Below are 23129 nucleotides of genomic sequence, written 5' to 3'. Positions count from 1 at the left end.
AGTGGTTCGAGCTGTTTCCACAACTCTTTACTGATGGGGGCGCGAGACATACGGCTGCGAAGCATAAACGCTTCGCAGCGCTTCAAAGGGAAGTAGCGTTAGCGGCTCTAAGACGAGCACTACGACAAACACTCAGACTGGTTCTACGGTTAACTCTTCAAGCGTTACGACAACGGTAGATAAAGCCACCTACTGCAGCCAGAACAAAACAGCCGGTGCCTGCAAGAACGAAAAAGGCGAGAACGAAGACGGCAACGGCAGTTTCGGCGGCTCCTGTGATGCAGGCTTCACCTGCAAAGGCGACGCCGTCATGTGTGCAATGGCGAAAGAGCAGCACAAGCGCAATTGCGAAATGCTTGGCGAAGACAAAGACCCGGCCTCGTTTTTCAACCAGGTCAAAAACGGCACCGACTCCAAGAGCGCTGAAGCCCTCAAGGGCGAAGCCAATCAAATCAACATCAGCACCCAGCTGGACATGTCCGGCTCTGGCCTGTCGCGTTCATGTCCAGCGGATCCGCGCATAGATCTGCCGTTCGCTGGCAAGTCGTTCGTGATCCCATTCAGCGCCGTCTGCCCCACGCTCAAAACCATGTCAGACGTCGCTTTGATGATCACAGCCTTGTCGCTGCTCTTCTGGCTCGTCAACGGCCGCAAAGAAGGTGAATAGCCATGCCAATGATCCTTGCACAACTCCTGGGTGGCCTCGCCATGGCCATGAGCTCACTGGTTGGCCGCGTGCTGATTGCGCTGGGCCTGGGCTTCGTCACATACCTGGGCTTTGACGCCTTGATGAGCTCCATCGTCGGCCAGATCAACTCCTTGATGGGCACTTTTGCGGGCTCATCGCTGGCCGCCTGGGGCGGCTTTTTCCAGCTCGACAAGCACGTGTCCATGGTCCTGTCTGCGATCACCACCAAGATCGCCATGAAGGGCCTGGCATACGGCAAAAAATTCCTGCGGAGGACCTGACATGGCCATCAACTGGGTTACCGGCAAAGTCCGTGAAGGCAAGACACTGTGGACCATCTGTTGGGTCAAACAACTGTCTGAGAAAGACAACCGCCCGGTCTACTACTGCAACATCCCCGAAGTCACCATTGAAGGTTGGACAGAGATCGACCACCCTGACAAATGGATGACCGATGTGCCCAATGACGCCATCGTCATCATTGACGAGGTGCAGGATTTTTGGGGCTCTGCAAGCACCGGCTCCAAGGTGCCCACGCCCATCCTGGAGCTGTCCAAGCACGGCAAGCGCGGCATCGACTTCTTCATGATCACGCAAGACCCCCACCTGGTGCACTCCACGCCTAGAAAGCTGGCCCACTGGTACTACCACGTGATTCGCTCCTTTGGCACGCAAAACGCCATGGTCTACAAGTGGCGCGGCGTCCAGGCCGACCCCGAGAAGGTCAAGAAAAAAGCGGATCAGACCATCGTCTTCCCGTACCCCAAAAAGGTCTTCGGCAAGAAAGACAAGGCCGGCAACTGGATCAGCAAGCCCTGGTACAAAAGCGCGGACGTCCACAACGTCAAACGACAGATTCACTGGAAGGTCGTTGCGTTGCCCATCGTGGCCGTGATCGCCATTGCCGCATGCTGGGGCGCCTGGAAGCTGCTACATCGCACCATCGACGATGCCAAGCAAACCGCAGGCGGCGCCCCAGTCGCTGGCATCGTGCCAGGCACGGGCCAATCCAACGTCGCCACGCCCCCCAGCATGCGCAATCAAGGCCCCGTGCGCATGACCAAGGAAGAGTGGATCGCACAGCATCAGCCGCGGCTGCCCGACTTCCCCAACAGCGCCCCCAAATACGACGAAGTCACCAAGCCCAGCGTGGCACCGTTCCCGGCCGCCTGCGTGGCCATGAAAGAGCGTTGCGAGTGCTTCTCACAGCAGGGCACGCGCCTGCCAGGCACCAGCCGCGACGTCTGCCTGCAGATCGTGCAGAACGGCTACTTCGTGGACTGGACGCTGCCAGAGCCCAAGGAGCCCGCGCCCATGGCCCAGCGCACGCCAGAGCCGTCGGCACGCCTGGTCAGCGCACCAGCGCCAGGTGCATCGGCCATCACGCCGCAGGACGAATTCCAGCAATGGAAGCAGTTCCAGCAGTGGAAGCAGCAGCAAGATGCCAACGAAGCCGGTAACGCCCTGGCGCTGCGCAATGCAGGGCCACGCCTGCAGGGCAGTCTGAGCGTGCTCAAGTAGGGCGAGGCAATCACCTGGTGATTGCCTTCACGCAGCCGGGAGAGAGCCTAGTCTTTCTGCAGGTGCTGCATAGCACCTGCGGGAAGCTGGGTGAACGGGAGGCACCCTGCACCATGCCATGGGGGGATGTTCGGGAGCGAAGCGGGCAGAGGTGCAAGGCACCTCTGATCGGTTTGCGGAGTTCTGCCAGGCAGAGCACGAGCTCGACCAGGTGGAGCCGGAGCTCGACCAGGTGGAGCCGGAGCTCGACCAGGTAGAGCCGGAGCTCGACCAGGCAGAGCCGGAGCTCGACCAGGCAGAGCATGAGCTCGACCAGGTAGAGCCGGAGCTCGACCAGGTAGAGCAGGAGCTCGACCAGGTGGAGCCGGAGCTCGACCAGGTAGAGCAGGAGCTCGACCAGGTGGAGCCTGGGGCTGTCTGCAGCGGAGCTGCAGCTCAGCAGGAGAAAGAAGGCGGGGCTTGGGTGCGCGCATGCGGCGTTTGGGGCGTGAGGCCGGCAATTCGCCTTGTGTCGCGCAGCGTTCCGGGTGATGTGCTCACAGCGCAACCAGCGCGCCAGGCTAGGGCTTCCAGAAGATGGGATTGGTCTAGCTGCCGCGTCGTAGCGGTCGCACAAGCACTGGCCGGTTACGCGTGGCGTGCAGCCTGGCCAGGCATGCCGCCAGCTCGTCGCTGATAAACACGGCTGTCGCGCGTCAGCGCTTCTGCAGCATGTGCTCCTATGATGCGCAAAAAAGGAGAGGGCATGTACAGACGACAGCAAACAGAAAGCGACTGGGGGTTTTTCGGTGATGTAGCCAAAATTGCCCTGGGCGTATTCATCGGCAGCATGGCTGCAATCTTTGCCTATGAGAGCGTGCTGGCCTGGCGCGCAGAGCAGGCTGCACGGCAGCTTGCACAAGAGCTAAAAGCCATGAACGACCAGCAAAGGCAAGCACAGCAACAGATGTTGCAGCAACAAAAAGAAGAGCAACGACGCCAGATACGGCAGGAGCTGGAGAAAGATTGGCAGCGACAGCAGATAGAGCTTGCCGCCAAGCGCAAGGAAGCAGCTTGGCAGAGCTACTACAAGCCGTCACCGATTTGCCGCCTGGATAACGTGCGTGCCGACTGCGCCAATGAACACATGAGAGCAAGGCGTGCATTTGAGGCTGAATACCGCGACTAGCGAACATCGTAGATTGGCGAGTTGGCCGCGCCGGTTGGCGTTTCGTCCAGCTTACGCTGCAGCCTGTCTATGTTGGCCTGCATTTGCTTGATCTGCCTCTCAAGCACTTTTGCGTGCATGTAGTTCATCCTGGCCTGGTTGATGGCGTTGCAGTCTGCGGCAGACTGTCCCCAGGTTGTCTCCCAAAACAGTGCCAGCATTACCGGTCGGGGTGCTTGGCCGTTCTTGCGCCAGCGATGAACTGTTTTTTTGGTGACACCAAGAAAACGGGCTACCTGGTGATCAGGTAGCCCGATGTTGTCAAGAATGCTGTGAAGGTGTGGGAGTTTTGCTGGAACAGGTGCTTTGAACATGCCCGCGCTTCTAGACGGCAAGCATGTACGCTTTGTTGACGCATCTCAGCCCCAAAATTCTGCAAATTAGTGATTTAACATAATATACAGACTGCCGCCCTGGCAGCTGTACTTGCTACAGCAGCAGTAGCGGTGCCAGCAGCGCCCATCAGGGTTCCTGCGATAGCTGCTCCGGTCAGAAATTTGCGCACCATGCGCGATTTGCAGGCGCTTTCACGCTCGCTTTCCAGTGCGGCAATCACGATCCATTCCTTGGGATCAAGACCCAGTTTTTCGGCCAGTGCGCCAGCAACGGCAGGGCTCAAGTGCTCCCTGTATTTGGACGTGTAGAGCACTCGCTTGGACAGCCCGATTTCGTCAGCCCAAGCACTCAAATCTTTGACCTTTTCTGCTTCGGCTAACAGATTCATTGTGTTTTGCATAGAGCCTCCAAAAAGTGTGGCTTGATTGTTACTCAGAATGGATAACGTGATTTCCGTTTTGTTATCCAACATGAGCAATGTAACGTTTGCGCATTATCCGATGTGGATAACAAGGAGCCGCAAGCATGTCCGACAACACCCCCGCCAGTTCTAGTCCGCCACCTGCCCCGACAAGCCCCGGCGAAAGCGTTGCGGCTCCCGCTGAGGTGGGGCAGGTGGGGGGCACCTCTCTCGATCTTCAAAAGCTTCGTCGTCAATGCCTAGTGATTTTTCTTGTGGCTGGGTTTCTTGCGCCTGTTCTGCTTTCCTCTGTATTTGTCATCGGCAGTGCATTGGTTGCTTTTATTGACGCTCGCTTTTCTGACTACTCGGGTGCCATTTACGGCTGGTTTCTTTGGCTCATCTTCTGCCTTGTGAGCACTCTCAAGGTGTATTGGGAAGACAAGCGGGAGATGGGCGCATGACCTCCATGGCTATCCAGCAGCAGCGCGAACTGCGCGCAGTGGCGATGACATTGCTGTCTGTAAAGCCTCCTGTCTACGTCACATCCGGTGGCGTCATGGCGGCGCGTGACTACAAGGCCAAGTGCGCCCTGGTCAACCGCTTTGCACGCGGTGGCGTGCTGAATGCACCGGTTCGTTCGGCTCTTGTCGCCATGGCTTCCATGCATGGCGTTGCTATCAATTTTGGTTCCATAGCCCAGCCTTGCACACCTCCTGTCCCCGTAGGTAACACGGGGACAACTTCTACGGGGCAGGGCGTATGACCAAGCACCGTAATGACTTGGTCTTGGAAGGCAATGAGGTCAAGGCCCGCATCCATGCTGAGCAGATCAAGCATCGCGGCTATGTGCACACCGATTGGGTCCGCTTCACGGTCCATCGTCGCAATGCACCCTTGCCATCGGAAGAGTTGCTTTTCCCCCGGCCTGAGTTCACCTCCAGCCATTACCACGTCAGTGACCATGCCCGCCTGAGCATGTGCATGGACGATGGCAAGCCCGAGCGCCGTCACGAAGTCCGGCTGGCAAATGCCCTGCGTGAAATGTCCGATTCCGACCAGATGGCCGGAGCCCAGGCGTTCGAGATGGCAAAGGACGTGGCAAGCATCCTCGGTGCCGATTTCACGGTTGATCTAGAAGTCCGCAAGGGAAAAGACTTCTACCGCCACCGCCTGGACATTCTCCGCAAGGGCCATCCTGTCGGCTGGGTCGGATTCCTGAGCACCTCCGCAGGCTCAAAAGGCGATGCCCAGTCCCAAACCCTGCACGTCAACCTTGAGGGCATGGCCTGCACCTTCGCTCAAGCTGGATGGCGCGACACCCTTGCCGACTACATCGACCAGCACCGCGGACTGCTGACCCGCATCGACCTCGCCGTTGACTTCTTCGATGGTATTGCCGGGGGTATGGAACGATTCCGCGATGAGTACAAGTCCGGTCTGATGGACCACCTGGGCCAGCGCCCTGGCCACCGCCTGGATGGCACCTGGGACTGCGATGACGTTGCGATTAACAAGGGTCGCAGCTTCTACCTGGGCAACCGCGCCTCCGGCAAGCTGACCAACATCTATGAAAAAGGGCTCCAGCTCTACGGCCCCGAATCCTCCAGCCAGTGGACCCGGTTTGAGCTGCGCTACGGCAATCAAAAACGCCTGCTGCCCACTGACATGCTTCGCCGTCCTGCTGACTTCTTCGCGGGGGCCAGCGACTGGCATGCGGCAATCCTGCGCGAACACGGAGCCCAGGCATTGCCTGAGTCCGTGCCATGTGAGGCCCGCCTGCCCATCCAGACCATCGAAGCGGAAGTTGAGCGCAGTGCCCGTTGGTTCATCCGCACAGCAGGTGCCTCGGCCTGCTTGGCATTTAAGTACCTCGATCCACAAACCATGCTCTCCATGCTTGAAGACGAAAGCCGGATTCCTGGCCGTCTTCGCAAGTTCTCCATGGCCGAAATCAAGGCCGCATACCTCCACGTTTTCAAGCGGATCAGCAGTAAAGGGCGTGCTGAACCCGCATTCGCTTAATGCCCGAACCAAGGAAAAACCATGCGCTTTACCGCTGAAGCTGTTCTGACTGGCATCCAGTCTTCCAAGGGCGAATACGAAGGCCGCGCCTTTGATTCCACCACCTTCCACCTGGCTGTCGATCTCGGCGAAAAGTCCACGGGCGAAACCATCGGCACCGTGACCCGTCCTTTCAAGCTGGGCACCTCGGCAGAGTTCGCCAAGTGGAAAAACATGAAGGGCAAGTGGCCTGCCGGTGGAATCGCAGTCGATGCTGTTTTTGATGTGGCTGCTGGTGCTGACAACAGCTCCAAGCTGACATTGGTCGATATCCGCCCCAAAGCGGCGGCCTAAGCCATGGCCTACGTGATCCAGTCGGCTTACACCGGGGCTTTCCTGGCTCCTGACCCTGATGACGGTCAGCCGCGCTGGGTCATGTTGCTGCGAGAGGCGCATGCAGTCCCTGATTACGAAACCGCTGTGGAGATGATTGAGGACCACATCGATCCCTTCCACAAAGCGCAGATCGTTGACCTGTCGGAGCTTTGACAAATGCCTGACCTGCTTTTGACCCTTTCTTTCGCCTTGTTCGTGTGCAGCTTGATTTGGTTCATCTCAAGCGCCGTCAGCTTTTGGCGATTCGTGCGCGGCACTCCTGGCCGTGAAGCTGCCGCCGTTGACCTCGCATCGGCTGAGCTGAACGTCCTCGGTTTTTTGCCGGCCTCAAGCCACCAGCCACGCAATGCGCAGAACGCCGCGTCACGCGGTGAGCGGGGCGCGGCGGGCGAAGCGTTGCGGGGCAGGTCGTGAAGGCTCTGGCTTTCTCCTTTGCAGTCCTCGCACTGCTCGCAGCGTGTTCATACGCTGTCGAGCGCCGCCAAGCAGGGCGGGCTGCGCATGAATTCCAAAAGGCGTGGGTACATGGACTGGTCTAACACCAACCACATCTTGCAAGTTCTGATGGTCATCGGTTTGGTGCTCATTTTTTTGCATGGCTTCAATTCTGGGAACAAGCTGTGATTGCAACGATTGATGCTCCAACCATCGCCAAAGTTATCGGCTCATGCATGGCTGTGTGGGTCTCTGGTTACGGCATTGGGCAGGCTGTCGCATGGGTGCGAAAGCTGCGTGATGTTGTTTGACGTGCCGGACGTTTTTCCGGTTTTTTTTCAAAAAAGGAAATCGCTATGAAGGCGAAGATTCAAGCTCTGGGCCGTCTGGCCCGTAACAATGCAGCTCGCGCTGTCGTCATGGTCGGCACTCTGCCTGTTGCTCTGGCTGCGCGTGCGCAGTCCACTGACCCTTTCGATGCTGCTGCTGCTGAAGTCACGACCAAGGTGGCCTCCTATGGCGGTGCGCTCGTCGGTGTCGCTGCTGCTGCTGTGGTGTTCATGGTGGCCATCAAGTACGTGAAGAAGATTCCCCGCGCTTCCTAATCGCGGCTCCTTCCCATTGGCCCGCGTGCGGGCCTTTGGCAAGGGGCTGCTATGAAAAAAATTCTTTTAATTGCTGCGCTTTTTGCGCCAACTGCGTTTGCCCAAAGTAGTGCAGACAAAGCCGCTTTTGATGCGTTTAAATCAACTGTTTCCGGTGGTTTGCACACAATAACTTTTGGCGGCGGTGGTGTCCCGATTGTTACCGCACCTAACACGGATTTGCCTACGGGCTCTGGTTGGGTCCGCGCTGGGAACATGTCTATTGCTTCCGGCGCAACGCCTTCTTATGGCTACGATGTTTCGGGTAAGGCGCAGTTGCCGTTGTCTGGTGGTGCAAAGGTCCCTGTAAATGTAGCTTCTAGAATAACTCCTGCTGCTTTGGGGCGGTCGGTTGTTAGCTGCATGGGTAATCTTTATTGTTCTGGTGCTTTGCTGGCTGGTTCTGCCTTTGCAAGCTGGATGGCTGAAAATCAATTGCAATATAGCCCCGATTCAGGTTTTACTGGGATTCCTTTAGATCAAAGATACATAGATCACGGGTGTAATACAGCTTATTCTAGTTATCTTTCAAGATATCCTTCTTTTGGTACTGTTGCGGGCGGTTGTAATGGTCAATATGGCGGTGTTGTTATTGTAGTTAAAGGTGTTTATGCATCTAATAACTCCTGCTCCATTCATTATTCATGTTCAAATGGTACTAATCCAAATGGCAAGATTGGAATATCTGGTTACGACTATAACGAACCATCAAGGGCTACAAATTTAACGCTCGATCAGGTTCGCCAATTTGTTGAACAAAAGCAGCCTTCACCTGCTGTTGTTTATGAGGTCGTTTCTGCTGGTCAGCCTGTACAAGTTGAGCAGCCTCGAGTTACAGGCCCTGCTAGTGTTGTTTCCTCTCCAAAAGTTTCAACAAAAACAGTAACTAATCCTGATGGCACTACGTCAACGATAGTTACAACTACAACAACGACTAATAATCTTACTTACTCTGATAACTCTGTAAAAAATACTGTTACGACTTCTTCTGTTGTTGTTAAGGATGGTCAAGCAATTGAAACTACAGAAACAGATGAGGGCGAGGCAAAGGAAGATTTAAAACTAGAGACTTGCGGTTTGCCAAATAAGCCAGCATGCAAAATTGATGAGGAAGGCACCCCAGCAAAGGTCGAAGATACTCACAAAAAGGATGTGGACGATGCTTTGGTTGATCTAAAGAGGCTTTCACAAGACCCATCTACTTTTTGGCCTACTTTTCCTCAAATTCGATGGGATTTTGCACTGCCTACTGGTTGTGCTGCGATTGCAATTACAGCATTTTCGCCTTGGCTTCAAGAAATCGACGTTTGTCAATTTCAACCAATTTTTCACGATATCATGAGCGCCGTTTGGGTGCTTGGTGGTCTTTTTGGAGCGATTTCTATTTTCTGGCGCTCCACATTTGCAAAGGCGGCCTAAATGCCATTAGCAGCACTATTTCTCGGAAGTATTGGTCAAGTCCTCTATCGATTTATTGTCTATTTGGTGGGTGCCCAGCATGCAGCCCGCGTTGCGGCTGTCTTGGCCTTGGCTAGCATCTATATAGCCTGTGTGAGCTACTTTTCTTCCATGATCGTTCCCTGGTTGCAGGGCATTTTTTCCAGTGCTTACGGCTCGTTGCTGGGCCTTTTGTTCCCGCCAGTCTCTGGCACTGTCCTGGCGTCGCTTTCTGCTTATTGGGTTTGCGTCTACGGCGTTCACTATGTGTCAAGCCTGACAAAGGCGGCGATGGGCAAGTAATGGCGGTCTACGGCGTTGTCGGCAAGCTCGGCACTGGTAAGACAAAGTTCGCGGTCTATCAGGCGCGCAACGCGTTGCTAGAGGGCCGTCGCGTGGCCTCCAATGTCGACCTCAAGCCCTGGTTGATGAACAAGTACCGCCGTCGGCATTACGTGCGCCTGCCGGACAAGCCCACCGCCTTCGATCTGGATGCGATTGGCCACGGTAACCCCGATAGTTACGACGAAGAGAAAAATGGCGTCTTGATTCTTGATGAGCTGGGCACCTGGCTGAACACGCGCAGTTTTCAAGACAAGGGCAGGTCGGCTGTGATCGACTGGATGATTCACGCCCGCAAGCTTGGCTGGGACGTGTACTTGATCGTTCAGGATGAGGGCATGATTGACAAGCAAGTGCGCGAAGCCCTGATTGAATATCAGTGTCGCTGCATGAACCTGTCAAAGGTCAAGCTGCCATTCGTCGGCAACATCCTGGGCCTCATTAAAAAATCATGGGGCTACCTGCCGAAGATGCATACCGTTACGGCGCGCACGGGCTACGGTCAAAACGCCATCATTGCGGAAAAATGGCTGTACCGAGGCACTGAGCTGCATGACTTCTACGACACGCGCCAGATCTTTAAGTCCGACTACCCGCATGGCGCGCACAGCGTACTGCCCCCCTGGGATTGGGAGCCTGAAAAGCTCCCCGGCGATGTGCTGAGAGAGCGCATACAGTCCATCAGGGCGCGATTGCTACCTGCTGCACCAGTTAGGCCAGCGCCGAAGCCGCGCAGTAGGGCCCTTGAGCTGATTGCATCGCTCAAGGTCACTCCGGACGAAAAGCTCCGACTGGCGCGCAGATACCTCCAGATGCAAGTGCGCTAGCATCGGTGCCCATGGCACTAGATACCCGTGACTACTGGAAAAAGCGCTTTAACAAGCGTGATGGCTATACAGAGAACGCCGATTTCCGCATTGGCGTAGCAGAACACAAGCGCAAAAAGTACCGCAGCGCCTGGGCATCCAACTTCCGCAAGCTCGGCCTGCTTGTCCTGCTGGTCATCGTCCTGGGTCTCGTCAAGCGCTGGCTGCAAAACTGAGGCTTTCGTCTAGGGCGAGGCAATCTCCTGGAGATTGCCTTCACGCGGCCGGGAGAGAGCCTAGTCTTTCTGCAGGTGCTGCATAGCACCTGCGGGAAGCTGGGCGAACGGAAGGCACCCTGTCCGTGTTCTTGGCGCGAAAGTGCGCCTGCAGGAATATTTCACGATCTACGCACTTTTTTGCAAAAAAACTGCAAGTGCAATCTGCGGCCGCAGAAATCACAGGATCATATGCGCGCATGCCTCGTTTGGGGCCTGCCGCCAGCAGTTCGCCTTATCTCGCGCGCCTACCTCGTGATGTGCTCACAAAGCAGGCTGGCGCGCCTGTCAATCGCTTCCTGAGGTGCTTGCATCAAAGCTGTCGCGTCGTGGCGCTCGCATAAGGGCTGGCCGGGTACGCGGGGCGTGTTGCCTGCCCAGGCATGACGCCAGCTCGTCGCTGATAAACAAGGCTGTTCGCGCCGTAGGCGCTGCGGGCCTGATTGGGGCTAGCGAACGTCAAAGATTGGGCTGTTTGCTGCCTTGTCCACCTCGGCCAGTGCTTTTTCGAGCTCAAGAATCTGGCGCTGCAGCTTGGCAACCTGGCGTTTGAGCATGGCGTTTTCCTGAAACTGGAGCCTTCCCCAGTTCACGGCATCGCAGTTTGCCGCCGATTGGCCCCAGGTGGACTCCCAAAACAGGGACAACATAACCACACGCGGCGCTTGGCCTTTGCTGCGGTAGCTGCCCAAAGTTCGGGGCGAAATATCCAGGAATTTGGCTAGATCTGCATCGTTGCGCCCGATGTTGTCCAGCAGCGAATGGAGGTGCGGAAGTTGCGCGGGTCTAGGTGCTCGGAACATGCGCAAAGCTGGTCACATCAGGCCGTGCGCAGTGGGTCGAAAACAGGGGTGTTGCTGTCGCTGCTACGGCGTGTGCAAACGCCTGTTTTAGCGATTAAACATAATATACATTGTATCTCTCTGAAATCTACAAAAAAATAGCCCGTAAGCCATTGATTTGTAAGGTATAGAGCTAACACAAAGAGCTAAGAACCTCGTTGATGCACGGTTTGAACTGTATGTTGTTCACTTGCAACTGTCAACTGTCAATCTGACCAGCATCCACGTAGATGCTTGAAATGAATCAGTTTTTACTTGCAGATTGAGGCCGGCAAGTGTTAGGTTTTGGTGAAGAAAAGTTAACATAACCATAATTTCTACCCCACAAACATAGCCTAGGTCTTGGCCAGAGCTGGATTGTTCGGTGGCACCGGTTGGACCCAGCGAAACGGCTCGAGCAGGACCACGCACGACAAATTGCCCACGACATCTCCACCGCGCCCCTGGATGGCGTACTTGACGATGTTGGTCCGATTGGGCCCCGGCAAATGCCAGCCGCATTTGATCAGCTCGCGCTGGGCCTTGCTGGCCAGCTCGGTCAAATTCGCATCACCACCGACAGCGGCCGCGTAGTCCTTGAAGATCCGCGGCGATACCAGCGCCATGCCCTCAGGCACAAAATGCACCACGGCACCCGCTTCGTTGTATTTGAGTTCACGGCTGACCAGGCCTTGCTGAACCCACTGCATGAAGTCCACCACCAAATCACTGGGCTCTTGCGCCGCAGCAGCTTCCTCTTGGCCAGGCAGATCCGGCAGCTGCTGCACCAGCAGCACGGGCTCATTGGGATGCGCGGCGGCCGCCGGTTTGACTGCTGTGCGCGGAAGAATCGCCGGGATGTCGTCCAGCTCCATGAGGTCACGGAACTCTTGACTCACTCGCCTGGCGGGTGCTGGAGGCTGCTGCACCGGCTTGGGCTTGTTCTGGATTGCTGCAGTTTGATGTGATTGGTTGGAAGGCTGCTGTTGCGTTTGCAGCCGTGGCGAAGCAGGCGCAGCGCTTGCGCCAGTTTGGTGTGATTGCACGTGTGGCGCCGCATCTCCTGCGGCCTTCTTGCCCGAGCGTAGCGAAGCTCGCGCTGCTGGCCGGCTGTTCGCGGCCGCGCTTTCTGCCATGTCCAGGTAGAGGTTGTCATCCAGCAAATACGCATCATCGCCTGCCTCATGTGCATTGCTGTTGGAGGAAACTGGCCCAGCATGAGATCCGCTGCGTTCAGTTGGACCAGCCAACGGGCTTGTAGCGGCTGGGGACCGCTGCTTGGCTTCAGGATTTGGTTCAAGCTTGGGTTCAGGCTTTGGCCCAGGTGATTTGCCGTTGGACTTCGCAGCTGCAGCAGCTTGAGGTGGTTTGCTGAAGGCCGGCTCACGCATGACAAGTGCAAGCTTCCTGTCTTGGGCTGTCGCAGCTTCTTGCCGCTTGGCTTGCTTGACTGGCGCAGCTTCTGGCGGGTTGGTTGAATCTGGCGCAACCTCATGCAGATTGCTTTGTGTTGCAGCATCCTGATGACTGTTGCCCTCCGCTGCAGCAGTTTGGTGCTCATCTGGCACCGTCAGTGCTGGCGCCAAGTCTTGCTGGTCTTCCGCACCCGCTTTGCGCTTGTCCTTGATCACCAGGTGCCCGCGCATAGGGGCCGGGTACATGCCTTCTTGGGCATACAGCTTGGACAGCGGAAAGCGCAGCATCGCAAACTCATGCGTGTAGCCCCCCTGCTCTGCCTCATTGCCGTGGACCTCGACGTACCAAATCGCCTGTCCTGTCGCAGGATTGAGATCGATGACACCGTACTCCTGCCAGGTGTCAAACAAACGGTCGTTCTTGGCCTGGCCAGGAATCGCCTCCTCCGGTTCATGTGTCTTGACCCACTCGCGCACGCTGTCTGCCAAGCGCTTGGCAACAAACCAGACTGACCCTTCAAACACCCATCCTGCAGCACCATTGCGATTGAGCGGCAACACCGTTCCAGCTTGCAGCATGCTGGTCATGGCCTGCATCAGCAGATCCACCAGCGGAACCGCCTTGGCTGTGGCAAACCTGGCTTTGCTGCCGTTTTGCAAAGCTCGCTTGGTCGATGCCTGGTCGGCCTTCTTGACAATGGTGGCCACCAGGCTGTCTTTGTCCTGGCCGCACAGGTATGCCTCCAGCACTCCCAGCGCCTTCGGCTCTCTGGCCAGGAACGACAAAGCTGAAGCCGGCGCTACGCGAGAGATCAAGGTCTGCGCCAGTCTGGTGTGTGCGCTGTAATCGCGCTGGCTCTTGGGGGCAAAGTCCACCAGGTACTCCCCCGCCCTGCGCTGGTCCATGATCTGCAGCAGGCTGCCGCCGCTGGGCATCCAGCGGACCGAGTCGGCCATGCCATCGCAGCGCCATTGAATCCGTAGATCAGTCATCGGCTTGGCGATGTCATGCAGCAAGGCCGCAAAGAACACCACATAGGTCCACTGGTCGCGTTGATTGTCGATCTCCTCAATCGCAGACCCTTCGGGCAGCAGATGCGCGTTGCGCCAGGTCATTGCCGCCAACAGCATTTCGATGGTGTGAGACAGCAACCCCCCGGCATGCGCGTGGTGGTGGGCTTCTGAGGCCGGCATCAGTTGCACAAACTCAGCGTAGCGATGGATTGCCGGCAGCAGATCACGTTGCCAGGTGGCTTCAGATTGCCTGGACTGACGCCAGATTTCAGCGAGTGCTTTGTCTGCCTTTACGCACTGCAGCAGTTGTGAGGCGGTGAGCACGCGCAGCCAACCTGGCTCGGTGCCTGCAACGACCACGGGGTTTGCAGCAGCAGTCTGCGGCGCAGCATCCACCGGCGGCGGCCGCTTACCCAGCCATCGCGTTTGCACCTGCTGCAGCAAGCTGTTGATTCGACCAAGGAGTTGCATCAGAAAAAGCCCGTCAGCAAGGCGGCAGCACTTCGTCTGGCGAGGTCAGGGTTGCCGGAGCCCGGCAGCCAGGTGGTCAGGCTTTCCCCAGGCATGCCCTCCTCCAGGAACTCCAGCCAGGTCTGGCCCATCGGGTCCCACTTGATGCGCGACTTCGTATGGATGCCCCAGCTGCTGTGGGTGTGGACGAAGTCCAGCCGCATGATGGACGAAACCATGCGCTCCCATGCATCGTCGGGTGACTCTTTGGGCGTGGATCTGCTGACCCGTGATGCCACAGCGGCCATCAGCAATGCGCGCACGCACAGCAGAGGATCTTGGTCCTCTTCAAGGTGGGCTTCCATGCCATCAAAACGACCCAGCCACCGCAGCAAGGTGCTGGTGCGCGAGGCCTGGCCCAGCTGATTGAGTGTGTCCGTGATGGTGAAGATCGCACGCTGGCGATCCAGCGTGTCCCGGCCAAGGTATGGGAAATGCTGGTGTGCCCGATGCTTTTGAAGGGCGCTTTGCTTGATAGGAGGAAACGGGCCGTTTTGCATAGCAGCACACCATAGGCATGCTGTTACAAGGTGTCAGCAGGAAACCGTGAGGTGTATAACGCACGGTTTTCAGTTGAATAGCGCGTAAAAATGTGCTAGCAAGAATTCGCCGCTAATCCAGCACCTCATAGCGCAGTGGCATGACCTTTAGCCCTTTGTTAATTTGGCGTAACTGAGGCAATCTACTGGCGTTCCGTTGATGGCCGCTCGCGGCCGGTTAAGGCTGGTTGCCGCCATCCTGTTTAGGTGAACCGATTACCGTTGCCACCTATAGCGGTCATTGGACTTGTGACGTCCCGAGTGACTGGTCCGCTGTCAAGTCCGGCCATTTAGCAGAAGTCTCAAGTTCCGTGGCTCCATGCAGGTCAAAGGCCGCTCTCACAGGTGGTGAACTGGCGATGCTGACCCTGACCTGCCATTTAAGCAAGACCTGCATAGCTGTCATTCAGCAAGAAAGCGTGTCCTGATTACATACCACCCGCCATTCATCTTTCAGCATGCTCGGCTAACAATCTAGGGAAACCTTTGCATAGACATCTCCAGGTGATGTTGCCCCTGTTTTGTGGAGTTCTTAGCTCCCTGCTTACGCGGCTTTTTTGCGCTGTGCCTCGTACCAGCGTTGCTCGTATTGCATGGGGCTGAGGTAGCCCAAGCTCGAATGTAATCTGCGGTAATTGTAGAAGGCCATCCAGTTCATGATGGCCTGCCTTGCGTGCTCCCGGGTAGCGAAGCGTTGGCCGTGGACGCAAGCGGTCTTCAATCGACCCCAGAAACTTTCGATGGGCGAGTTGTCCCAACAATTGCCTTTGCGGCTCATGGACGAGCGTATGCCCCAGCCTGCTAATGTGGCCTGGAAGCTCTGGCTGCAATATTGGCTGCCCCTGTCGCTGTGGAATATGGCTCCCGGTTCAGGCCGCCTTCGCCACCAAGCCATTGCCATGGCATCTTTAACCAAGCTGCTTTGCATGTGGGGCTGCAGGCTCCATCCCACCACCTGACGGCTGAACATGTCAATCACTGCAGCCAAGTACAACCAGCCTTCGTCGGTCTGGATGTATGTGATGTCGCCGCACAGAAGTTGGTTCGGTGCCTGCGGCGTAAAACGCCGCTGCACCAAGTCAGGAGCAACCGGCAGGCTGTGCTTGCTGTCTGTGGTGGCTTTGTTGCATAAATCGGCCATAGGCCAAGGCATCCCCAATCCCAAATAGATTTACGCAGCAGCGACTGTCTGGGGCGTGCCCAGAGCGGTAAATTGATTGAGGATTGAAGCTCGGATGTGCAGCTCGGTCACCTGGCGCTCAAACGTCCTGGCCATCACCTTCTCGCCCAGGCGCTTGAAGCAATTCATCTTGGTCTCCACCAGTGACCTTCGGTGGTAGCCGCTCCAGCGTTTCCAGATAGCCCGCCCCAACTGCCTACACGCCTTGACCGCTTCATTGCGGTGAGCAAATGCCAGCCCTTTGCGCAGCTTCGCTCCTTTGCGCGGCGGGATGATTGGAATGGCTCCCCGCAGGTAGCACGCCTTATGTACATCCTGCGTGTCGTACGCCCCATCACCGGTAAAGCTAGCTATCTCTTCATTGCTTGGAATTTGACCTAGCAGGTCTGCTGCCATGGGCGAGTCGCCCACTTCATTGGTTGTTACTGCGATGGCCCGAATCTGCAGTGTCTGGGCATCAATACCCAGATGCACCTTGCGCCACTGGCGGCGGCGCTCGGCACCGTGCTTTTTGGTTTTCCACTCACCTTCGCCCAAGAACTTGATGCCCGTGGAGTCGGCCAGCATGTGCAAGCCTTTGTCACTTGCACGGTAGCGCACCTGCACATCCAAGCTCTTTTGCCTGCGACACACCGTGCTGTAGTCGGGCACTGGCCAATGCAGGCCTGCCATACCCAATAGCGACTCAACCAGGCCCAGTGTCTGGCGCAAGGGCTGGCCAAACAAGCACTTGATGGTCAGGCAAAACTGGATGGCCGCATCTGAGAACTTCTGGCAACGACCACGCTTGCCCGTGGGCCGAGCTAGCCACTGCATATCCCTATCGAGCCAAATGGTCAGCTCACCTCGCGCCTTCAACGCTGCGTTGTAAGCCTTCCAGTTCGTTGTGCGGTACTTAACCCGACCCCAGCTCGTCTCTCTCATCTCCCGAGCCTACCTCAGCTGCGACCGGCATTTGTGCAACAACGCCCTTGCAAAGTAAAGCTCATGCAGCCAACAGTTTGCAGGTTTCCAATCTAATGTAAATCGTACTGACCTTTTAAAATCATTTTAAATTTAAATAGCTTCTCAAGCTATTTAAATTTCCTGTATCCCATAGAAGCATTTCCCTGTCCCCGTAAATCCTTTGCGCCTCCGACGAATGTTGAGGAGGAGGCGCGCCCTTTGGGTAGGGCCTGTAGCCTGTAAGAGCCATTTACCAGTTGCAAGACGCCCCGGCTTGCACCCCTTTTACACCTGCTAACTAATAGACACACATCGCAACGCTTGTCAAGCGGAAACCGTGCGGTGCATACCTACCGATTTCCGGTTGAGGGTTTGGTCCCACAAAACGAACATGCGACCCGGCGACGCTTTTGCGTCAACTTCCCGGGTCGCATGTTTTGTTTTCGTTCTCCTCCTTGGTGCGGCCCGGGTCTTTTTGACCAACAGGAAATTCATGTACCGCACCTTTGCTTGCCTATGCCTGGCATCCGTTGCAGCGACAGCCCATAGCACGACGCTGGTGGACGGCAATACACGGGTCATGCTGGGCCGCTACACCACGGCAGAAGCTGCACCCGCCAAAACCATGTTTGAGCCACTCGATTTGGTGGCCCAGATCACGTTTCCCCGCGAGCACGTGGTCAACGTGGGTGATGCCATTGAACACACTTTGCTGCGCACCGGCTACGTCCTGGTTGAACGCAGCGCCTTGAGCGCTGATGCAGCCCGTTTCTTGCAGCTCCCGCTGCCTGAGGCGCAGAGATCACTTGGTCCCTTCTCAGTGCAAGGCATTCTTGACGTGCTGGTGGGCCCCGCGTGGAACTGGCATCGGGACAACGTGCGCCGCAAGGTCTGGTTCACCCTGGCCAAGGAGTACGGTCCACGGACCCTGACACCCATTGTCTCGACCAGCAAGGAGTGACGAATGCACTCAGTCACTCCGGACACCGCATCGCATGTACCAGAGCACTCCCCCGTGGATGCTGGGTTGTTGGCACCCGAAATCGCCTGGCCACAGGAGCCAGACTTGGGTGTTGAAGGTCTTCATGCAGCAGCTGCAGGCAAAGCAGCTGGCCAGGCAGCGAAGCCCATTCCTCGCGCGAAGGACCAACGCCAAGGGCTGCTGGGCAACAGGGTTGTGCGCCGCTGCGTCCTGGGAGGAGCAAGCCTGGGCATTTGTGTGCTGGCATACCTCAATTTCTGGCCCAAAACGACTGTGCCAGACCTGCTGGGCACCAGCCTGCCCAGCGTGCCCGCTGAGGTGATTGCGTCAGCACTGCCCCAGGTTGAGCCAGTTGATCCGCGTTTGTCTGATGCGTCAGCCGACATGCTGGGTGACTTCTCTGGGTTTGTTCCAGCTCCAGAACCCATCAGTGCTGCAACTGACTTGGGTTCATCCCTGGATGGACTACCAGTGCTGCATACGCCGGCTGCTGGCACGGAGTCAGCTGCGTCGGCAATGACGGTTGCTGCGGCAGCTCCAGCGCCCGAATCCACTCCCCCCGCTGAAGCGCCCAACCCTCCTGCAGGCCCTGACAACACGGAATTGCTGCAGCGTCTGCAGCGCATGGAACTGCTGCTCGCCCAACTGCAAAAGCAGCTGGAACAGCAAGCAGCAGCAACTGCACTGTCAGCTCCTGCTGCTGACGCCGGAGTCGTAGGACCAGTGCCAGCGGCACGCCCTAAACCTGTGCCCGTGCAAAAGGTGGCCAAGGCCACCACGCCAAAGGCACCAGCTGCACCCAAGGCCTCCCAGCATGCGAAAGCTGCCCCAGCGCAAATTGCCAAGCAGCCATCTGCTCCAGCTCCAAAACTGTCGGGTCAGCTGGTTTCCGTGGACATGTGGAATGGCCAACCTTCGGTCGTGGTCGCCTCCGGAATCGCTGGTGACCGCCGGGTGCGTGTGCTGCGCCCTGGAGATGTCATCAACGGTTTGGCACTGCGCTCTGCTGATCCTGTCACGCAGTCGGCCAACTTTGCAGTGCCTGGCAGCGCTGGGTTGACGCTGTACGTGAGCCAGGGGGGATGAGCATGCGTGTTGCTCTCCAGCTCGCAGCAATCGCACTCCTGTGCTCTGCTGCACATGCCCAAGTTCGTACCGGCAGCACGATGGAGGCCAGCACACAGACTGCAGCATCCGGCAAAGGCCTGACCGAGCTGGATGCTGCAGATCGCGTGGCCCAGGAAGTATGGGGGCTGACGGCCGACGAAATGCGCCGCGCCAAGGTTTTGGCGCAGGGCCCCCGCAAGAACTTCTCGGTGGCCAACCTCTCGCCTTTGGAAATTTTGGGCATCCATGCCCGCAACGACGCGGAGCGCCGCCAGTATGCAGAGCGCTTTGCACGCATCTTCCGCGCCGATGTGGAGCGCTCCATCGCCTGGGACAGGGCCTACCAGGAAGCCATGGCCAAGCTCTACCCCAATGACCCAATGATCAGCTACGAAGGCATGCCCAAGGTGCAGTCGCCTGTTGGTGCTGCGGACATGCTGAACGTGCCACGCACCCAGATCGTGGAAAAGCCCGCCCCCTCCTCACAAATCCCAGCCCGGAGGAGCAAGTGATGGTGCGGATGATCGCTGCGCTGCTGACAAGCATGCTGCTGGTGCATCAGGTGCAGGCGCAGGGTGCTGCGCCCACAGTGCTGCATGACAGCGGTCGCAGCGTGCCGTTTTCTCCTTTGGTGGCCCAGCTGGTGGCCGGCGACGAGGCCGAATCGGTGCTCCAGGGTCTGTCCTTTCCCTTTGGCACCAGCCTGCAGCCCAAAGTGCTTGCACGCGATGGTGTGCAGGTCCTTGACCCCACCTGGTTGACCCAACCTCTGGCGATTGTGGCGGCCGAGGATCTGTCCATGCGCTGGCTGCAATTCAACCGCGACACGCTGCTCCAGCTTGGTGCTGTGGTGTTGGTGGTGCAAGCACAGGACGCACAGGGGTTCAAGCAGCTGCAGGAGCTGGTGCAGCCCATAGGGATTGCACCCGAAGTCAGCCCTTGGCTGGCTGAGCGCTTGCACGCTGCAGGCGCAGGTGTCTACCCGGTGCTGGTGCATACCGATGGGCGTGCCTACCAGGTGCTGTTCCAAATTTCTGCAGGAGAAGTGCAATGATGACAAGCACTTGCAATGCAATTGGACGACTTGGAACATTTGTGCGCCGGATTCGTCCACTTTCTGTTCCAGCGGAGCTGCAATGAGCGATGCTGTGATGGAAGGGCTGCTGCGCCCACCTGTGGAGGCATACAGCGCTGCTACAGCCTTCGGTATTGCTGGTGTGGCCGCAGCTGCGCCATGGGCGCTGATGATGCCGCACTCGCTGGGCCTGGTCGCCGCGGCGATTTCCGCCGGCTTCGGAGCCAAGCGATGTGGTCAGGCCTTTGGTGTGTACCGCTACCAACGTGGCCTGAAGTTCACCAAGATGACCCGGGTGCCGCCCCATCGTCTGCCTGTGACCAAGGAGCATCTGTACCTGGGTGAAGGCTTTGAATGGACCCAGGTGCACACCCAGCGCAAGCTGGATACCCGAGATAAGCGGGTACAGGAATATGTTCGCCCTTCGCTGCGGGAGTTGCGCCTGGCCCGCCTTGGCGAATCCTTGCGTAATTGGACCGATGAGCGCAGCGATTTGACCAGCCGCCTTGTGCGCACAGCCATTGATGCCGGTGGTCCTGCCAATCCATTTGCGTCAGGCGTGGACTTGGGAGGCTCCCCCATCTTGCACGGCGTTGGGGTACTGGAAGAAAAGCCCGTCAAGCTGCGCCAAAGCGCCCGCTCCGGCCACATGCTGGTGATGGGCACCACCCGTGTGGGCAAGACCCGGCTGCTGGAGCTGCTATGTACGCAGGACATCCATGCTGGCCATGTGACCATCGTCATTGATCCCAAGGGGGATGCCGATCTGATGCTGCGCATGCAGGCTGAAGCGCGGCGCGCTGGCCGTGAGAGCAGCTTTTACCTGTTCCACCTGGGCTACCCCGAGATTTCTGCCCGGTACAACGGCATCGGCAGTTTTGCGCGGATCACCGAGGTTGCAGGACGTGCCACGAATGCACTGCCCTCCTCTGGCAACAGCGCTGCTTTCAAGGAATTCTCCTGGCGTTTCACGAACATCGTGGCCCAGGCCCAGGTCGCCCTGGGGCGGATTCCAACCTACGAGACCCTGCTCAAGGACGTGACCGGCATCGATCCGCTGTTCATGGACTACGCCAACATGGTGTTTCGCCGCCATGCGGCCGAAGGCCGGTTCGTGGATTACGAAGCGCGCATCGAGCGCATCATCAGCCAGATCGCAGCCAAGAAAGCCCCCGTTCCTCGCAGCTTGGCAGACCGTGCACCTGAATTGGTGGCCATGTTCCTGTGGATCAAGGAGTCGCGCCTGGATGACAAGGTGCTGCTGGGCCTGGCGGCAGCGTTCAGCTACGAGCGCTCTTTCTACGAAAAGATCGTGGCCAGCTTGGGGCCCTTCTTGGAAAAGCTCACCTCTGGCGCGGTGGGCAAGCTCATCAGCCCTGACTACTTCGACCCTGAAGACACACGCCCGATCTTCGACTGGATGACTGTGTTCCGCCAGGGCGGCATTGTCTATGCAGGCCTTGATGCCCTGTCCGACGCAGTCGTGTCGTCTGCGGTCGGCAATTCGATGCTGGCCGACCTGGTCTCGGTGGGCGGCAAGCTCTACAAGACAGGCCTGGACCCGCACAACCAGGATGGCAAGCTCAAGCTGCCCAACGTCTGCTGCCACTTTGACGAGGTCAACGAGATCGCCGGCCCTGAGTTCGTGCCCATGGTCAACAAGCTGGGTGGCTCGGGTTTCAAGATAACGGCCTATACCCAGTCGATGTTCGACATCGAGGCCAAGGTTGGCGACAAGGCCAAGGCCGGCCAGATCATGGACAACTTCAACCACCTGGTCATGCTGCGTGTGCGGTCCGTGGCCACAGCCAACTTGCTGGCCGAGCAGGTGCCCCAGGTCAACGTGGTGCAGCTGACCCCCATGTCCGGGGTCACGGACACGGCCGCACAGGGTAACGGCGTGGACTTCGTCTCGCGCAATGACGACATCGCCACGCAGATCAAGGTGCCACTGATTGAGGCCTCCGACATTCTTGAGCTGCCCCAGGGGCAGGCGTTTGCGCTGCTGGAGGGCAACCGCCGCTACAAGATCCGCATTCCTCTGGCTGACACCACCGGCGATCCGTTCGTGCCGCACTCCCTCAAAGCTGTGGCCGAGGACATGAAGCGCCGCTACCGAACCAGCGAACGCTGGGCCGCCGAAACGGACTGGCTGGGCAGCCAGCCCCTGGGCCGCGACCTCATCGATACCACCCTGGCCGCCGACGAGGAAGACGGCGCTTCAACGCTTGCAGGCGCTGGCCAGACGGCTCTGGGCCACGGCGCGGTGATTGGCAGTGTGATGGGAGGCCGAGGATGAGCGCAGCGAAAAGTGCTCCAGCCAAGGCCAGGACCATCGGCCCAGTGGAGCTGGTGTTTGGCGCAGTCTTTGGCCTCATCGGTGCGACGCTCAGTGCATGGGTGATTGGCTGTCTGATTGAGATCGGCGGTGGCTATGTGCTCTGGAAGGGGCAAGGCATTCACCATGCCCAAAGCATCGTGCTGCAGGACCTGGGGTACATCTCAGCCGCACCGCGCAGCCTGCTGGTCAGCGACACCGTCAAGTTCTCCCGTGAGGTGGCCACCTGGGTGCGTTGGCCTTATGAGCGCCTGGGCATCCTGCGTTGGTACCAGCACCTGCGCAGCAACACAAGCTTGCCGCAAGCACAGGCAGCTGACCCAGTTTTTAGGAGCGTCAAGGACTCCAGCAAAGGGCTGATGCTCATCGTCAGTGAATGGCTGGTGATCAGCATGTTTGTGGCCCAGGACGTGGTTCTGCGCCTTTGCATCGCCGCTTTTGCAGTTCCCGCCTTCGCGCTGGCATGCCTGCTGGGAGTGATCGATGGCCTGGTGCGCAGAGACATTCGCCGCTGGACTGGCGGGCGCGAATCCTCCTTTGTCTACCACCACGCCAAACGCTACACCTCCTGGGCTTTGACAGGCGGGTTTGGCATCTACCTAGCCTGGCCCTTCGGTGGCTTCAACCCGGCCTACATGGTCCTGATCTTCACTGTCCTGGTCGCTGCGGCGCTGTCGACCACCGTGGGCAGCTTCAAGAAATACGCCTGATT

Annotated in this window: 28 protein-coding genes and 1 pseudogene; 21 read left to right on the top strand and 8 right to left on the bottom strand. The window is 57.9% G+C overall.

What is annotated here, in order from left to right; translation table 11 throughout:
* Positions 1 to 310 precede the first annotated feature (310 nt).
* The 3 genes from PO78_RS00285 to PO78_RS00275 are packed head-to-tail and all read left to right on the top strand — an operon-like array spanning position 311 to position 2209.
* The gene (locus tag PO78_RS00285; protein WP_156147742.1) at positions 311 to 667 is read left to right on the top strand and encodes a hypothetical protein; all 357 of its coding nucleotides are present in this window, start codon (positions 311 to 313) and stop codon (positions 665 to 667) included.
* Positions 668 to 669: 2 nt separating this feature from the next.
* Positions 670 to 969: a DUF2523 family protein gene (locus PO78_RS00280; protein WP_043741152.1), complete on the top strand. Its 300-nt coding sequence runs from the start codon at positions 670 to 672 to the stop codon at positions 967 to 969.
* Position 970: 1 nt separating this feature from the next.
* A complete protein-coding gene (locus PO78_RS00275) occupies positions 971 to 2209 on the top strand; it encodes a zonular occludens toxin domain-containing protein (protein WP_043741148.1) in 1239 nt (412 codons plus the stop codon).
* Between the two features lie 10 nt (positions 2210 to 2219).
* Here the strand turns inward: PO78_RS00275 and PO78_RS00270 are convergent, their stop codons facing one another.
* Positions 2220 to 2756: a hypothetical protein gene (locus PO78_RS00270; protein ID WP_043741145.1), complete on the bottom strand. Its 537-nt coding sequence runs from the start codon at positions 2754 to 2756 to the stop codon at positions 2220 to 2222.
* Between the two features lie 198 nt (positions 2757 to 2954).
* Here PO78_RS00270 and PO78_RS00265 point away from each other — a divergent pair, with 198 nt between their 5' ends.
* Complete coding sequence (locus PO78_RS00265; protein WP_043741142.1) at positions 2955 to 3377, top strand: hypothetical protein; 423 nt, start codon at positions 2955 to 2957, stop codon at positions 3375 to 3377.
* Here PO78_RS00265 and PO78_RS22670 read toward each other — a convergent pair.
* Both PO78_RS22670 and PO78_RS23090 read right to left on the bottom strand, forming a co-directional pair.
* On the bottom strand, positions 3374 to 3730 hold the full coding sequence (locus tag PO78_RS22670; protein ID WP_043741139.1) for a helix-turn-helix transcriptional regulator: 357 nt from the start codon (positions 3728 to 3730) through the stop codon (positions 3374 to 3376). The genes PO78_RS00265 and PO78_RS22670 overlap by 4 nt on opposite strands.
* Before the next feature lie 74 nt (positions 3731 to 3804).
* Positions 3805 to 4224: a hypothetical protein gene (locus PO78_RS23090; RefSeq protein ID WP_197068706.1), complete on the bottom strand. Its 420-nt coding sequence runs from the start codon at positions 4222 to 4224 to the stop codon at positions 3805 to 3807.
* A gap of 53 nt (positions 4225 to 4277) precedes the next feature.
* Between PO78_RS23090 and PO78_RS22665 the strand changes: the two genes are divergently transcribed.
* The 11 genes from PO78_RS22665 to PO78_RS00225 all read left to right on the top strand — a co-directional run bounded on the left by PO78_RS22665 (position 4278) and on the right by PO78_RS00225 (position 10452).
* Positions 4278 to 4616: a hypothetical protein gene (locus PO78_RS22665; RefSeq protein ID WP_156147741.1), complete on the top strand. Its 339-nt coding sequence runs from the start codon at positions 4278 to 4280 to the stop codon at positions 4614 to 4616.
* Positions 4613 to 4918 carry a hypothetical protein gene (locus tag PO78_RS22660; RefSeq protein ID WP_156147740.1) on the top strand — a complete coding sequence of 102 codons (306 nt, stop codon included), beginning with the start codon at positions 4613 to 4615 and terminating at the stop codon, positions 4916 to 4918. Before PO78_RS22665 ends, PO78_RS22660 begins: the two co-directional genes overlap by 4 nt.
* Complete coding sequence (locus PO78_RS00255) at positions 4915 to 6177, top strand: replication initiation factor domain-containing protein (protein WP_043741136.1); 1263 nt, start codon at positions 4915 to 4917, stop codon at positions 6175 to 6177. Before PO78_RS22660 ends, PO78_RS00255 begins: the two co-directional genes overlap by 4 nt.
* A gap of 21 nt (positions 6178 to 6198) precedes the next feature.
* Complete coding sequence (locus tag PO78_RS00250; protein ID WP_043741134.1) at positions 6199 to 6510, top strand: hypothetical protein; 312 nt, start codon at positions 6199 to 6201, stop codon at positions 6508 to 6510.
* A 3-nt stretch (positions 6511 to 6513) separates the two neighbouring features.
* The gene (locus PO78_RS21810) at positions 6514 to 6705 is read left to right on the top strand and encodes a hypothetical protein (protein WP_052484325.1); all 192 of its coding nucleotides are present in this window, start codon (positions 6514 to 6516) and stop codon (positions 6703 to 6705) included.
* Between the two features lie 3 nt (positions 6706 to 6708).
* Complete coding sequence (locus tag PO78_RS22655) at positions 6709 to 6966, top strand: hypothetical protein (RefSeq protein WP_156147739.1); 258 nt, start codon at positions 6709 to 6711, stop codon at positions 6964 to 6966.
* Between the two features lie 377 nt (positions 6967 to 7343).
* Positions 7344 to 7592, top strand: a complete 249-nt coding sequence (locus PO78_RS00240; protein ID WP_043741126.1) for a hypothetical protein — start codon at positions 7344 to 7346, stop codon at positions 7590 to 7592.
* Between the two features lie 51 nt (positions 7593 to 7643).
* Complete coding sequence (locus tag PO78_RS22650; protein ID WP_156147738.1) at positions 7644 to 9050, top strand: hypothetical protein; 1407 nt, start codon at positions 7644 to 7646, stop codon at positions 9048 to 9050.
* A complete protein-coding gene (locus PO78_RS00235) occupies positions 9051 to 9371 on the top strand; it encodes a hypothetical protein (protein ID WP_156147737.1) in 321 nt (106 codons plus the stop codon).
* Entirely contained in the window at positions 9371 to 10237 is an 867-nt protein-coding gene (locus PO78_RS00230) for a zonular occludens toxin domain-containing protein (RefSeq protein ID WP_052484324.1), read from the top strand. Before PO78_RS00235 ends, PO78_RS00230 begins: the two co-directional genes overlap by 1 nt.
* Before the next feature lie 11 nt (positions 10238 to 10248).
* Positions 10249 to 10452, top strand: coding sequence for a hypothetical protein (locus PO78_RS00225; RefSeq protein ID WP_043741122.1), 204 nt, complete (start codon positions 10249 to 10251; stop codon positions 10450 to 10452).
* A gap of 488 nt (positions 10453 to 10940) precedes the next feature.
* Here the strand turns inward: PO78_RS00225 and PO78_RS00220 are convergent, their stop codons facing one another.
* The 5 genes and pseudogenes from PO78_RS00220 to PO78_RS00200 form a co-directional block, all read right to left on the bottom strand.
* On the bottom strand, positions 10941 to 11294 hold the full coding sequence (locus PO78_RS00220) for a hypothetical protein (protein WP_043741118.1): 354 nt from the start codon (positions 11292 to 11294) through the stop codon (positions 10941 to 10943).
* Between the two features lie 374 nt (positions 11295 to 11668).
* On the bottom strand, positions 11669 to 14212 hold the full coding sequence (mobH, locus tag PO78_RS00215; protein ID WP_082047657.1) for a MobH family relaxase: 2544 nt from the start codon (positions 14210 to 14212) through the stop codon (positions 11669 to 11671).
* The gene (locus PO78_RS00210; protein WP_052484322.1) at positions 14212 to 14751 is read right to left on the bottom strand and encodes a hypothetical protein; all 540 of its coding nucleotides are present in this window, start codon (positions 14749 to 14751) and stop codon (positions 14212 to 14214) included. Before PO78_RS00210 ends, mobH begins: the two co-directional genes overlap by 1 nt.
* Positions 14752 to 15334: 583 nt before the next feature.
* Positions 15335 to 15907 (bottom strand): annotated as a pseudogene (locus PO78_RS00205) (IS3 family transposase); the annotation flags it as partial.
* A gap of 54 nt (positions 15908 to 15961) precedes the next feature.
* On the bottom strand, positions 15962 to 16894 hold the full coding sequence (locus tag PO78_RS00200) for an IS5-like element ISAav2 family transposase (RefSeq protein ID WP_043387407.1): 933 nt from the start codon (positions 16892 to 16894) through the stop codon (positions 15962 to 15964).
* A 514-nt stretch (positions 16895 to 17408) separates the two neighbouring features.
* On the opposite strand from PO78_RS00200, the gene pilL2 reads away from it, so the two are divergent.
* The 6 genes from pilL2 to PO78_RS00175 all read left to right on the top strand — a co-directional run bounded on the left by pilL2 (position 17409) and on the right by PO78_RS00175 (position 23127).
* Positions 17409 to 17876 (top strand): PFGI-1 class ICE element type IV pilus protein PilL2, encoded by a 468-nt coding sequence (gene pilL2, locus PO78_RS00195; RefSeq protein ID WP_043741115.1) that lies wholly within the window; start codon positions 17409 to 17411, stop codon positions 17874 to 17876.
* A gap of 105 nt (positions 17877 to 17981) precedes the next feature.
* On the top strand, positions 17982 to 18983 hold the full coding sequence (locus PO78_RS23085) for a hypothetical protein (protein ID WP_197068705.1): 1002 nt from the start codon (positions 17982 to 17984) through the stop codon (positions 18981 to 18983).
* Positions 18980 to 19516 carry an integrating conjugative element protein gene (locus PO78_RS00190; protein ID WP_043741113.1) on the top strand — a complete coding sequence of 179 codons (537 nt, stop codon included), beginning with the start codon at positions 18980 to 18982 and terminating at the stop codon, positions 19514 to 19516. The genes PO78_RS23085 and PO78_RS00190 overlap by 4 nt, the downstream gene beginning before the upstream one ends.
* A complete protein-coding gene (locus PO78_RS00185) occupies positions 19516 to 20058 on the top strand; it encodes a PFL_4695 family integrating conjugative element protein (RefSeq protein WP_197068704.1) in 543 nt (180 codons plus the stop codon). The genes PO78_RS00190 and PO78_RS00185 overlap by 1 nt, the downstream gene beginning before the upstream one ends.
* 82 nt (positions 20059 to 20140) lie before the next feature.
* The gene (gene traD / locus PO78_RS00180) at positions 20141 to 22378 is read left to right on the top strand and encodes a type IV conjugative transfer system coupling protein TraD (RefSeq protein ID WP_043741109.1); all 2238 of its coding nucleotides are present in this window, start codon (positions 20141 to 20143) and stop codon (positions 22376 to 22378) included.
* A complete protein-coding gene (locus tag PO78_RS00175) occupies positions 22375 to 23127 on the top strand; it encodes a TIGR03747 family integrating conjugative element membrane protein (protein WP_043741107.1) in 753 nt (250 codons plus the stop codon). The genes traD and PO78_RS00175 overlap by 4 nt, the downstream gene beginning before the upstream one ends.
* Positions 23128 to 23129: the final 2 nt, after the last annotated feature.

Source organism: Thauera sp. SWB20 (assembly GCF_000831325.1).
In the GTDB taxonomy this organism is placed as follows: Bacteria; Pseudomonadota; Gammaproteobacteria; order Burkholderiales; family Rhodocyclaceae; genus Thauera; species Thauera aminoaromatica.
Note: the sequence above shows the minus strand (reverse complement) of the source record. Positions and strands in the feature narration are given on the sequence as shown.

Excerpts from the sequence above, each read along its gene's own strand:
- PO78_RS00210 (WP_052484322.1), bottom strand. The coding sequence starts at position 14,751 with ATGCAAAACGGCCCGTTTCCTCCTATCAAGCAAAGCGCCCTTCAAAAG.
- PO78_RS00250 (WP_043741134.1), top strand. The coding sequence starts at position 6,199 with ATGCGCTTTACCGCTGAAGCTGTTCTGACTGGCATCCAGTCTTCCAAG.
- PO78_RS00175 (WP_043741107.1), top strand. The coding sequence starts at position 22,375 with ATGAGCGCAGCGAAAAGTGCTCCAGCCAAGGCCAGGACCATCGGCCCA.
- PO78_RS00240 (WP_043741126.1), top strand. The coding sequence starts at position 7,344 with ATGAAGGCGAAGATTCAAGCTCTGGGCCGTCTGGCCCGTAACAATGCA.
- PO78_RS21810 (WP_052484325.1), top strand. The coding sequence starts at position 6,514 with ATGGCCTACGTGATCCAGTCGGCTTACACCGGGGCTTTCCTGGCTCCT.
- pilL2 (WP_043741115.1), top strand. The coding sequence starts at position 17,409 with ATGTACCGCACCTTTGCTTGCCTATGCCTGGCATCCGTTGCAGCGACA.
- PO78_RS00280 (WP_043741152.1), top strand. The coding sequence starts at position 670 with ATGCCAATGATCCTTGCACAACTCCTGGGTGGCCTCGCCATGGCCATG.
- PO78_RS22655 (WP_156147739.1), top strand. The coding sequence starts at position 6,709 with ATGCCTGACCTGCTTTTGACCCTTTCTTTCGCCTTGTTCGTGTGCAGC.
- PO78_RS22670 (WP_043741139.1), bottom strand. The coding sequence starts at position 3,730 with ATGTTCAAAGCACCTGTTCCAGCAAAACTCCCACACCTTCACAGCATT.
- PO78_RS00275 (WP_043741148.1), top strand. The coding sequence starts at position 971 with ATGGCCATCAACTGGGTTACCGGCAAAGTCCGTGAAGGCAAGACACTG.
- PO78_RS00200 (WP_043387407.1), bottom strand. The coding sequence starts at position 16,894 with ATGAGAGAGACGAGCTGGGGTCGGGTTAAGTACCGCACAACGAACTGG.
- PO78_RS22650 (WP_156147738.1), top strand. The coding sequence starts at position 7,644 with ATGAAAAAAATTCTTTTAATTGCTGCGCTTTTTGCGCCAACTGCGTTT.
- PO78_RS00225 (WP_043741122.1), top strand. The coding sequence starts at position 10,249 with ATGGCACTAGATACCCGTGACTACTGGAAAAAGCGCTTTAACAAGCGT.
- PO78_RS00220 (WP_043741118.1), bottom strand. The coding sequence starts at position 11,294 with ATGTTCCGAGCACCTAGACCCGCGCAACTTCCGCACCTCCATTCGCTG.
- PO78_RS00265 (WP_043741142.1), top strand. The coding sequence starts at position 2,955 with ATGTACAGACGACAGCAAACAGAAAGCGACTGGGGGTTTTTCGGTGAT.
- traD (WP_043741109.1), top strand. The coding sequence starts at position 20,141 with ATGAGCGATGCTGTGATGGAAGGGCTGCTGCGCCCACCTGTGGAGGCA.
- PO78_RS00185 (WP_197068704.1), top strand. The coding sequence starts at position 19,516 with ATGGTGCGGATGATCGCTGCGCTGCTGACAAGCATGCTGCTGGTGCAT.
- mobH (WP_082047657.1), bottom strand. The coding sequence starts at position 14,212 with ATGCAACTCCTTGGTCGAATCAACAGCTTGCTGCAGCAGGTGCAAACG.
- PO78_RS00285 (WP_156147742.1), top strand. The coding sequence starts at position 311 with ATGTGTGCAATGGCGAAAGAGCAGCACAAGCGCAATTGCGAAATGCTT.
- PO78_RS22665 (WP_156147741.1), top strand. The coding sequence starts at position 4,278 with ATGTCCGACAACACCCCCGCCAGTTCTAGTCCGCCACCTGCCCCGACA.
- PO78_RS00255 (WP_043741136.1), top strand. The coding sequence starts at position 4,915 with ATGACCAAGCACCGTAATGACTTGGTCTTGGAAGGCAATGAGGTCAAG.
- PO78_RS00190 (WP_043741113.1), top strand. The coding sequence starts at position 18,980 with ATGAGCATGCGTGTTGCTCTCCAGCTCGCAGCAATCGCACTCCTGTGC.
- PO78_RS00230 (WP_052484324.1), top strand. The coding sequence starts at position 9,371 with ATGGCGGTCTACGGCGTTGTCGGCAAGCTCGGCACTGGTAAGACAAAG.
- PO78_RS22660 (WP_156147740.1), top strand. The coding sequence starts at position 4,613 with ATGACCTCCATGGCTATCCAGCAGCAGCGCGAACTGCGCGCAGTGGCG.
- PO78_RS23090 (WP_197068706.1), bottom strand. The coding sequence starts at position 4,224 with ATGTTGGATAACAAAACGGAAATCACGTTATCCATTCTGAGTAACAAT.
- PO78_RS00235 (WP_156147737.1), top strand. The coding sequence starts at position 9,051 with ATGCCATTAGCAGCACTATTTCTCGGAAGTATTGGTCAAGTCCTCTAT.